Annotated in this window: 5 protein-coding genes; 4 read left to right on the top strand and 1 reads right to left on the bottom strand. The window is 46.8% G+C overall.

Annotated features, from left to right (window positions below; genetic code table 11):
* The first annotated feature begins 23 nt into the window (after positions 1-23).
* Positions 24-1,427, top strand: coding sequence for a methyl-accepting chemotaxis protein (locus FKN16_RS18575; RefSeq protein WP_170903337.1), 1,404 nt, complete (start codon positions 24-26; stop codon positions 1,425-1,427).
* A gap of 161 nt (positions 1,428-1,588) precedes the next feature.
* Positions 1,589-2,782 carry a class I SAM-dependent methyltransferase gene (locus FKN16_RS18580; RefSeq protein ID WP_170903338.1) on the top strand — a complete coding sequence of 398 codons (1,194 nt, stop codon included), beginning with the start codon at positions 1,589-1,591 and terminating at the stop codon, positions 2,780-2,782.
* A 76-nt stretch (positions 2,783-2,858) separates the two neighbouring features.
* Here the strand turns inward: FKN16_RS18580 and FKN16_RS18585 are convergent, their stop codons facing one another.
* A complete protein-coding gene (locus FKN16_RS18585; RefSeq protein ID WP_170903339.1) occupies positions 2,859-8,627 on the bottom strand; it encodes a Calx-beta domain-containing protein in 5,769 nt (1,922 codons plus the stop codon).
* Positions 8,628-9,027: 400 nt separating this feature from the next.
* Here FKN16_RS18585 and FKN16_RS18590 point away from each other — a divergent pair, with 400 nt between their 5' ends.
* Both FKN16_RS18590 and FKN16_RS18595 read left to right on the top strand, forming a co-directional pair.
* The gene (locus FKN16_RS18590) at positions 9,028-10,344 is read left to right on the top strand and encodes a TolC family outer membrane protein (protein WP_170891452.1); all 1,317 of its coding nucleotides are present in this window, start codon (positions 9,028-9,030) and stop codon (positions 10,342-10,344) included.
* Between the two features lie 2 nt (positions 10,345-10,346).
* Positions 10,347-10,961: an OmpA family protein gene (locus FKN16_RS18595; RefSeq protein WP_047010374.1), complete on the top strand. Its 615-nt coding sequence runs from the start codon at positions 10,347-10,349 to the stop codon at positions 10,959-10,961.
* The last annotated feature ends 5 nt before the right edge of the window (positions 10,962-10,966 follow it).

The following is a 10,966-nucleotide window of genomic DNA, read 5'->3' on the forward strand; positions in this document are numbered from 1 at the left end:
GTTTTTGCACGGTTATTATAATTATGAAAGAAATTCCATTCCGCTGGATTGATAAGTATCTCATTCACTTAAAGATTCAAGAAAAGTTCTATTTGCTCTTCGTTCTCCCTCTTCTTGCTTTAGTCATTCTCACTCTCGTCCTTAATAGCGCGGCTAATACGTTGATCTCAAGTATGTACCAAGAAGAGCTCATGCTTATGAAAGGTCTGATAGAGGCAGGCAACCTTTCTCAATCGCAAGTAGCAAACCTCATAGCTGGTTCAGAAACCGTTTCTATTGGCTCAGGGCCGCAATCCGTGTCTGTTCTAAATGGTGCGTACAGCTTGGTTGCAAACCATGAACTTTCTTTATGGACTGCCCTATCAACGACTCAAGTGAGCATCATCTGTGTGAGCTTGTTTATTCTCGCGCTTGGCGTTTACTACATCATGACGTTTATCGGCGGCGCAATGTTCACGATGAATAAAGCATTAAACACCCTTGCGGGAGGTGACCTCACCGCGAGAATGAACTTCTTCCCAGTTCGCGACGAGTTTAGTGAAATTGCTATTACGATAGATAAAGTTGCAGAACGAGAGCAACAAATGGTGCTGTCGATTCAAGAGTCTGTGGCGTTAATGCAACGAATTAGCTCAGACCTGAATCTATCAATTCATCACAGTTCAGATATTTCTGCGACGCAACAAGAGCACCTCAACTCCCTTGCGAGTGCAACGGAACAGATGGCATCAACGATTCGAGAAGTCGCGACACTAGCTCACGATTCAAGCACGCAAACCGATGACGCGCGTAACGTGGCTCAGTCTGGACAAGTGAAAGTTGAGAATACGCTTCACTCGATTTCGAACCTCTCTAATGAGATTCAATCTGCGTCTCAAGCCGTTGCCGAGTTAGATGCCAATGCAGCACAAATTGATGAAGTCGTGACAACCATCAATGGGATCTCCGAGCAAACCAACCTACTTGCTCTGAACGCAGCTATTGAAGCTGCACGTGCTGGAGAACAAGGTCGTGGATTTGCGGTCGTTGCGGATGAGGTTCGCGCTCTTGCGGGACGCACTCAGCAAGCGACAGTTGAAATTCAAACGATGATTGAATCGTTACAGCGTAACAGTCAGTCGCTTACTAAGCTGATGGAAGTGACAGTTAATAATGCAAATGAGGGACAAAACCTCATGACGGAAGTGAATCACGAAATCGGCTCTTTGGCAGATAAAAATCAAACTATCTCCGACAGTAGCATTCAAATTGCAACAGCAGCTGAAGAGCAAGGTGTAGTCGCGGACAATATCGCCTCAAGCGTTGAAGAAATTCGAGTTCAAGCAGATAACGTGTGCAATATGATAAGCACGACTTCACAAAACGTTGATCAACTGCGTAAGCAAAGCGACACAATGGAAGCACTACTTACTGGACTTAAAGCATAGCAACGGAATCTATTACAGCAAATTAAAATAAAAGGGTCACTTTAGTGACCTTTTTTGTATTTAAAAGTCACTACAATGTACTGGATTGCCGAGGGATATTGCTTTTACCATTCACATCCCGGACAATACGCCCCTTTCAAAATTCAACAAGAGCTAATGAAATGACAGCTGCTATCTATTTGGTTAAAGGTCGTGAGAAATCGGTCAAGCGCAAGCACCCTTGGATCTTCTCTCGAGGCATCAACAAAGTTGAGGGCGAACCTGCTCTTGGCGAAACGGTTGATGTATTCACTCACGACGGTAAATGGCTAGCTAAGGCGGCATATTCGCCAGCTTCACAAATTCGTGCTCGTATTTGGAGTTTTGATAAAGAAGAAATCGATACCGCGTTTTTCGTTAAACGACTTAAAGACGCACAACTTCTTCGTGAAGACATTATCGAACGTGATGGCCTTACGGGTTACCGCCTTATCGCGGCAGAGTCTGATGGTATGCCAGGCGTTACGATTGACCGTTACCAAAACTTTTTTGTGTGTCAACTTCTCAGTGCTGGCGCAGAACACAATAAACAGGCCATTGTTGATGCTCTAGTTGAGTGCTTCCCTGATTGTAATGTGTACGAGCGTTCTGACGTCGCGGTACGTAAGAAAGAGGGTTTGAAAGAAACCACGGGCGTCTTGCACGGCGAAGAGCCACCTAAATCGGTCGTCATCGAAGAAAATGGCGTAAAGATTAGTGTAGATATCGTTGGCGGTCATAAAACAGGTTTCTACCTAGATCAACGTGATAGTCGCCAGCAAGCGATGAAATATGTGAAAGGCAAAGAAGTTCTTAACTGCTTCTCTTACACAGGTGGCTTCGGACTTTACGCTCTGAAAGGTGATGCAAAGCGTGTGATAAACGCTGACGTATCACAACCTGCTCTAGACACTGCGAAGTTCAACGCAGAACTGAATGAATTTGATATCTCGAAGAAGCGTGCCGTGTTCCTAAACGCAGACGTGTTTAAACTACTTCGTGAGTATCGTGACCAAGGAACTCAGTTCGATGTGGTTATCATGGATCCACCTAAGTTTGCAGACAGTAAAGCCCAACTAAACGGCGCATGTCGTGGTTACAAAGACATCAACATGCTAGCAATGCAAATCCTAAAACCTGGAGGTACGCTACTGACCTACTCGTGCTCTGGCTTGATGGATCAAGTTTTGTTCCAGAAAATCATTGCTGACGCAGCCGTAGATGCTAACCGCCAAGTAAAGTTTGTGGAGCGCTTTGAACAAGCTGCTGACCACCCAACCGATACAGCATACCCAGAAGGTTTCTACCTGAAAGGTTTTGCATGTAAAGTTCTGTAATCACAGTGCTAGTTTACCGTATTATTAAATAAAAAAACGGAGCGAAAAAACGCTCCGTTTTTTTATTTTTGGCCATCTATTCTCGTAATTGCTCGAGATTAGAAATCAGACTATTGGCAATATCGGCTGCAGAGGCACCATCAAAGTTAACCTCTAGCTGTTGTCCATCTTTGTTGATGGTCAACGTCGAGTTACCCCCACTTTCAGTCACTTCAACGGAAATGTCATCCACACTGCCGCGATAGTCACCCGAACCAAGATCATCAAGCAAGGCGGAGATATCCGTACCACTCATATCGTCAAATACATCGGTAAAATCAAGCTGATCCCCGTCACTGAAATCTGTCACGGTATCAGTTGCGGATTGCATTTCTGTCCATTTGAATACGTCATCACCTTCACCGCCAGTCAAGATATCATTACCTAAACCACCGATGATCAGGTCATTGCCTTCAGTACCAACCAGAATATCATCGCCATCTGTCCCCATAACCAGATTCAGATCCGAATTTAAGGCCATGGTTTGATAACCAAGCGCCGTGACAGCGTCTACCGTGACGTTCTCGAAATCAACCGCTACCGTAGCTTCGTTACTTACCGCACCATCAGTGTCAATAGCTTGGTAGGTAAAGTCATCGTTCACGTCAGTAAAACTGGTGATTTCAGTTCCAACTAAGGTAAAGCCCGCTTTATCACTCGCGCTATCGGTTTCTGGAGTAAGTCGAATTTCATCAAAGCTGCCATTTGCTAACGCAACGGTAATAGAACCTTCGTGGTTGCTGGTATAAGTAATATCCGTTGAGTAAAACTGCTGAACATCAACAAGTGCACCGTTTAGGAAGATGTATGCCGTTAACCATGCACCACCACTGTTGAAACGGTCATTCAGACTGGCTAAGTTCAGTTTCGCTTCGTTAGCTGATAAATCCTCATCCAGTTCTAACGTAATATATTCACCAGTACTGATTTCATCACCCTGACCCGTTTCATTTGGCGAAACGACAACCAACCCGACCTGTTGATTCGCAAAATCGACTGAAATCTGAGCGTCGGAATCAAAGATGATGCTGTTGCCAATGGTGGTGATCTGACCTCCAGTGAACGTTAAGTTCGAGTTAGGAGGAGTGTAGGATCCCACCAAGATATCTTTCCCTTGTTCTTCAAGAAGGTCGGCTGAGTCAAAGCTCTGCTCCTCAAAGAAATCTTCAGTCAGACGATACTTAACCTCTGTGTTTTCAGGGAACTGTGTGGTTTCGTCTATAATGACTTCCTGTCCATTTCCATCCACATAATACAGTTCACCTTGTTCAGGAAGGCTAACGACCTGAATTAAAATATCATCATCATTTGCAGTAACTGCGTCATCTTCGAGATCTTCAACACGCTGTTCCCCAGACGTCGTTAATCCATCAAACTCAACATCCTGAACCGGGAAAATACCATTTTGAACATCGAGCGAAATGATGAAATCACGGGCTGTAGGTGGTGAGTTATCCACGATGGTCGCCAGACCAGTATCGCTGCCTTGCACTGCTCCCAAGCCAGTTACTGTAACGCTGAAATCTTCAGGGCCTTCGTACACACCGTCATCAATTGATTCGATGCGTAGATCAAATTCCGTCATACCTGCCGGCACCGTCACAATGCCACTTACAGGTACACTTACCCAACCTGAACCGGTGTTGTACTCTAGAGTGCCAAGGTCACCTACTTCTGTTTCATCCAGATTCAGCGTTAACTGAACCTGGAGCGCTGCTTCTGAGGCATTACTCAATGACACGGTAAATGTAGCGAAACTACCTTCATCAATGGTACCCGCGTCCGAGATAGACACAGTTGGTCGATCGTCGTCCGTTTTAGTGCCATCATCCACAATGGTAGCCAAACCAGTATCTGTGCCCTGAACTGCGCCCAAACCTGTCACGGTCACGCTGAAGTCTTCCGGACCTTCATAAACTTCATCATCAATGGTCGCAATGCGCACATCAAATTCGGTAAGCATTGCTGGCACTGTTACGATGCCATCGACAGGCACAGCAACCCAACCTGCTCCGGTGTTATATTCTAGCGAGCCAAGATCATCCACTTCTGTTTCGTCTGGGTTTAAGGTCAACTGCACCTGGACTGTACCTTCCGAAGCATTATTCAATGACACGGTAAACGTCGCGATATCACCCTCATCTACGATACCCGCATCTGAGATAGATACGGTCGGGCGATCATCATCCGGGTCAGGACCAGGGCCGTTACCGCCGTCGTAAATAATACCCAACGCAGTGTCAGTACCAAGTACTCCAGTTGCACCTTGCACTGCAACCGTGAAGGTTTCATCTCCTTCATACACATCGTCGTCCGTGGTTGGGACAAACAGTTTGAGATCGGTTTCACCTGCTGGGATAGTATACGTGCCATCACTGTTGGCGGTCACCACAGTTACTCCATCAGATAATGTCAGCTTAATAGCACCAATGTCGCCAGGCTCTGCCGTATTAGTTCCTCCTGTTGATGCGCTCAACCTTACCGTCACGTCAATATCGGCAGCCTCCGACAACCGGACGGTATACACAGCCTCAGTACCTTCATTCACGCCCACGCTATCTTCGACAATATAGACACTTGGACGGTCATCGTCTGGATCGGGACCAGGGCCGTTACCACCGTCGTAAATAATGCCCAGCGCACTGTCACTGCCTAGGACGCCCGTGTCACCTTGTACCGCCACAGTGAAGGTTTCATCCCCTTCGTAGACGCCATCATCTGTGGTTGGCACAGTGACTTTCAGCTCGTTCTCACCGGCGGGAATGGTATACGTACCGTCACTGTTGGCATTCACCACTGTCACACCATCAGCAAGGGTCACCACAAAGCTACCTATATCGTCCGCTTCCGCCGTGTTGCTGCCGTCGGTTGAGGTGTTCAACCTGACGGTCACATCGATATCGGCCGCCGCCGACAATCTAACGGTATACACAGCATCGGTACCTTCGTTAACACCCACGCTACCTTCAACGATGTAGACATTTGGACGGTCATCATCTGGATCGGGTCCTGGGCCAGTGCCGTCATCCACAATCGTCGCCGTGCCCGTATCACTGCCTTGTACTGCGCCAATGCCCGTTACCGTAACACTGAAATCTTCCGGACCTTCGTACACCGCATCATCAATGGAAGCGATACGCACATCAAATTCGGTTTGCTCGGCTGGCACCGTCACCACACCATCGTTTGACACCGCAACCCAACCAGAGCCCGTGTTGTATTCTAAGGTACCTAAGTCTCCGACTTCGGTGTTACCTAAGTTGAGGCCGAGTTCAACTTGAACACTCGACTCTGAGGCACTCGATAATGTGACTTTAAAGTTCGCCGTATCACCTTCATTAATGGTGCCAGCGTCGGTAATAGTCACACTTGGACGGTCATCATCCGGATCAGGCCCCGGGCCACTGCCGTCATCCACTATCGTCGCCGTACCTGTATCGCTGCCTTGCACCGCCCCAATGCCCGTCACCGTAACGCTGAAATCCTCTGGGCCTTCATAAACGGCGTCATCAATAGAAGCAATGCGCACATCAAATTCGGTTTGCCCGGCAGGCACCGTCACCACGCCATCGTTTGGTACTGTGACCCAACCACTTCCCGTGTTGTATTCCAAGGAGCCTAAGTCACCCGCTTCGGTATCGCCTAAGTTGAGGCCGAGTTCAACTTGAACAGCTGACTCTGAGGCGTTCGATAAGGTGACTTTAAAGTTCGCCGTATCACCTTCATTAATGGTGCCAGCGTCGGTAATAGTCACACTTGGACGGTCATCATCCGGATCAGGCCCCGGGCCACTGCCGTCATCCACTATCGTCGCCGTACCCGTATCGCCGCCTTGCACCGCACCAATACCGGTCACCGTCACACTGAAGTCTTCAGGGCCTTCATAAACAGCGTCATCAATGGAAGCAATACGAACATCAAATTCGGTTTGCTCGGCTGGCACCGTCACCACGCCATCGTTTGGCACTGCGACCCAACCACTTCCCGTGTTGTATTCTAAGATACCTAAGTCACCGGCTTCGGTGTCACCGAGGTTGAGACTTAGTTCGACCTCAACATCTGTAGCTGATGGATTAGATAACGACACTTTAAAACTGGCTAACTCACCTTCATTAATCGTCCCTGCATCGGTAATGGTTACATTCGGACGGTCATCGTCTGGATCAGGTCCTGGACCAGTGCCGTCATCAACTATCGTCGCCGTGCCCGTATCGCTGCCTTGCACCGCACCAATGCCGGTTACCGTCACGCTGAAATCTTCAGAGCCTTCATAAACGGCATCATCAATAGAAGCAATGCGCACACCAAACTCGGTCTGTCCGGCTGGCACCGTTAGCACGCCATCGTTTGGTACTGTGACCCAGCCACTTCCCGTGTTGTATTCCAAGGTGCCTAAGTCACCCGCTTCGGTATCGCCTAAGTTGAGGCCGAGTTCAACTTGAACACTAGACTCTGAAGCATTCGATAACGTGACTTTAAAGTTCGCCGTATCACCTTCATTAATGGTGCCAGCGTCGGTAATAGTAACACTCGGACGGTCATCGTCTGGATCGGGGCCCGGGCCACTGCTGTCATCCACAATCGTCGCCGTGCCCGTATCGCTGCCTTGCACCGCCCCAATGCCGGTTACCGTGACACTGAAATCTTCAGGGCCTTCATAAACGGCGTCATCAACAGAAGCAATACGCACATCAAATTCGGTTTGCCCGGCTGGCACCGTCACCACGCCATCATTTGGCACTGCAACCCAACCACTTCCCGTGTTGTATTCTAAGGTACCTAAGTCACCGGCTTCAGTGTCACCGAGGTTGAGACTTAGTTCGACCTCAACATCTGTAGCTGACGGATTAGATAACGACACTTTAAAGCTGGCTAACTCACCTTCATTAATCGTCCCTGCATCACTCATCGTTACCGTTGGACGATCATCATCAGGACTTAAACCTGGGCCACTACCATCATCAACAATGGTTGCCACCCCGGTTTCAGGTGTATTTTGTTCTTCTGTTGTGCCAGAAAGCGTAAACGTTTCTGGGCCTTCGAATATAGAGTCATCTATAGAGTCGAGAGAAACCGTAAACCCACTTTCACCTAATGGGACCGAGACTGTAAAAGTACCATTATCATCAACTGAGATGTCTTCTGTTGTGCCATCGGAAAATGTTATGAGAACACGCTCGTTAACGTAGTCACTTCCGCTCTCGTCAGTTGAACCGCCAGTTGCGGTGCTATCAAGTAGCGACAAAGTGACATCGGTATTGTCCTCTGTTGCTTGGTTTAAAGTAATATCGAATACAACCTGATCACCTTCGTTGATAGTCGGACTAGATATTTCTTGAACAATTATCGTTGCAGGAACGGGGATTGCTGTTGGTTCTGGTGGTTGTATTTGGAAAATATCGAGTAGCGTCTCTACCTGAGTACTTGAAAATCCTGTTCCGTCAGTTCCCACTGTCTCAAAATTGGTACTGGCGAGTAATTCAGCACCTGTGCGATCTATAGCCCCCGTATTTTGTGGGCTAGACCCGTTTCCTTCACCTGCAGCAGGCTCAAACTCTTCACCCAGCTCAGTCGGGTCTTCCCCACTAGCAATTGCTTCAATTAACGCTGTGATATCATCAGTTACGTTTATCGAACTTCCTTGTGGTGTCACCTGCTCGATCACAAGCTCAGAAGTATCTGATACCTCATCAATTATTAACTCTCCTGGTTGAGGTAGTTGTCCCTCTTCTAGGGTCCTGATTTCCCCATCCAGCCCGATAACCACGATGTTGCCCATCAATGAGCTCAAAGTTACTCGATCCATATCTACCTCGCCCCACTTCAAACCAAGTCAAAAGTTTGTCACCTCTACATTTACGTCTATAGTTTAGTCAAAATCATCATATTTTCGTTGTATGTGTAGCTTGTAGGACGTTTGATAACTCTAGGGGCAGAGTTACAAAAAAGCGCAGAGTGACACAGGCCGTGAAACGCTATGATATTAAGAATTCAAGCTTTTCTCCGAGCTAAACTTGCTATGTTGCTAAGCAACATTCGACATATGTGCTAAGGTTTTAAAAGGCGAAATCTTGGGTTTTTGAAACAAAAGCTTTGTTTTAACAGTAGGTTGATAAATCCCTTACTCAAGCACTGTTATTTATGATGTTTCGTCTCAGTTATGAGATGAAATAGCAAAAGCAACACGAATTTTTAGGAGAAATACCGTGAAATGGAACCGACTAAATATTGCTTGCTGCTGTAGTTTAATGGTGTCTATACCCGTTTTCGGTCAAACTTTAGAGCAAGCAGTGGCATTGACGTTAAAAAACAATCCTGACATTAAGAGTGCATTTAATGAATTTACGAGCAGAAAATACGTAAATGAAGCCTCTTCGGGTGCTTACTTGCCCTCTATTGATCTAGATGCGGGAATTGGGTATGAAGGATTAGACCCTTCTGACGAGGTGGGACGTGGGGATACAGATTACACTCGAAAGGAAGCTTCGGTAACACTAACTCAGCTCATATGGGATGGCAGTGCAACCTTAAATGATATCGATCGTACCGCAGCTGACGCTGAATCAGTAAGATTTCAACTTTTAGCCGATGCATCAGATAAAGCACTTGAAGTCACCAAAGTGTATCTAGATGCAGTAAAAGCTTACGAAATACTCAAGCTGTCTGAAAACAACCTGGCTGTTCACAAAGATATTTACGAAGACATTAAAAAACGAGTCAACTCGGGTATCGGTTCTACCGCTGACTTAACGCAAGTAGAAGCACGTTTGGCAAAAGCACACGGCAACTTAGCGGCTGCTCAAAATAACCTGTATGACTCTCACACTATGTTCACTCGTTTAGTGGGTCAAACCCCGCAAGGGTTGATCTTTCCAAGAGCGGATCAGAATTTCATTCCATACACCATTGATGAAGCGGTAGGTTTGGCATTTGAGCTGCACCCTGTCATTCAAGTCGCGCTCGCAGACGTAGACTCGGCTAAGTTTCAATACAAACAATCTAAAGGTGTTAATTACCCAACCATTTCCATTGAAGCTTCACAAACATGGCGTGACGACGCTGATGGCTTAAAAGGCCGCAGTGATGAGACACTTGCCATGCTGCGTCTACGCTACAACCTATTTAATGGCGGCAGTGACGCTGCAAACTCAGAAAACTTCGCCTATCAGTTAAACAAAGCGAAAGACTTACGTGAAGGTGCTTATCGCAATGTTGAAGAAGGGTTAAGGCTTTCATGGAGCGCACTGGATTTGACCCTACAGCAAAAAGAGTTCCTGTCAGATCATGTAGACTCAGCATCTGAAACCGTTATTGCGTATGAAAAACAATATCGCATTGGTAAGCGAACGCTGCTTGATCTATTGAATACTGAAAACGAACTCTTTGAGGCACGTAAAGATTACTTAGATTCTAAATACGCAGAGCAGTACGCCAAATATCGAGTGATGAACGCAACAGGTCAACTGTTGAGTGCATTAAGGGTCGAAATGCCTAAAGAATGGCTAGAAGAAGTGGAGTATTAATTATGAAACACATAACTCTTATTGCACTCTCATTGATGATTTCGGCATGCAGTTCATCCGATAAAGGCGATGAATATGATTACATCGATACGCCAATTGCCGATCAGTGGGCTGATCATATAGATGATGATTCTGATGGAGTCATTAATGAGCGCGATTTGTGTCCGGGTACTCCTTTAGGTGCCGAGATAGATAACGATGGTTGCGGTTCGTATGTCGACTCCTCGCAAGAAATGCAAATTCGAGTTCTGTTCGCGAACGATTCCGACGTGATCAATCCTATCTTTACACAACAAATTCGTGAGTTGTCCGACTTCTTGAAGGAGTACCCAAATACGTCTATCGAGATTCAGGGCTATGCTAGTCGCACTGGTACTGCAGAGCACAATCTCGACTTATCCAAGCGCCGCGCTGAGAACGTTAGAAAAGAACTCATGAAGAATGGCATTAGTGGGGATAGAGTCACTATTGTCGGCTATGGAGACACAGTACTTGCAACACAAGGCACCGACCAAGTGAGCCATGCGTTGAACCGTCGAGTCACCGCAACGGTGATTGGCCACAAAGGTGAAGTGAAGAAAGAGTGGACCGTTTTCACGACACTTCCTAAGAGCTAACATCG

It is taken from the genome of Vibrio sp. 11-4(1), assembly GCF_013048625.1.
In the GTDB taxonomy this organism is placed as follows: Bacteria; Pseudomonadota; Gammaproteobacteria; order Enterobacterales; family Vibrionaceae; genus Vibrio; species Vibrio diabolicus.

Excerpts from the sequence above, each read along its gene's own strand:
- FKN16_RS18575 (WP_170903337.1), top strand. The coding sequence starts at position 24 with ATGAAAGAAATTCCATTCCGCTGGATTGATAAGTATCTCATTCACTTA.
- FKN16_RS18580 (WP_170903338.1), top strand. The coding sequence starts at position 1,589 with ATGACAGCTGCTATCTATTTGGTTAAAGGTCGTGAGAAATCGGTCAAG.
- FKN16_RS18585 (WP_170903339.1), bottom strand. The coding sequence starts at position 8,627 with ATGGATCGAGTAACTTTGAGCTCATTGATGGGCAACATCGTGGTTATC.
- FKN16_RS18595 (WP_047010374.1), top strand. The coding sequence starts at position 10,347 with ATGAAACACATAACTCTTATTGCACTCTCATTGATGATTTCGGCATGC.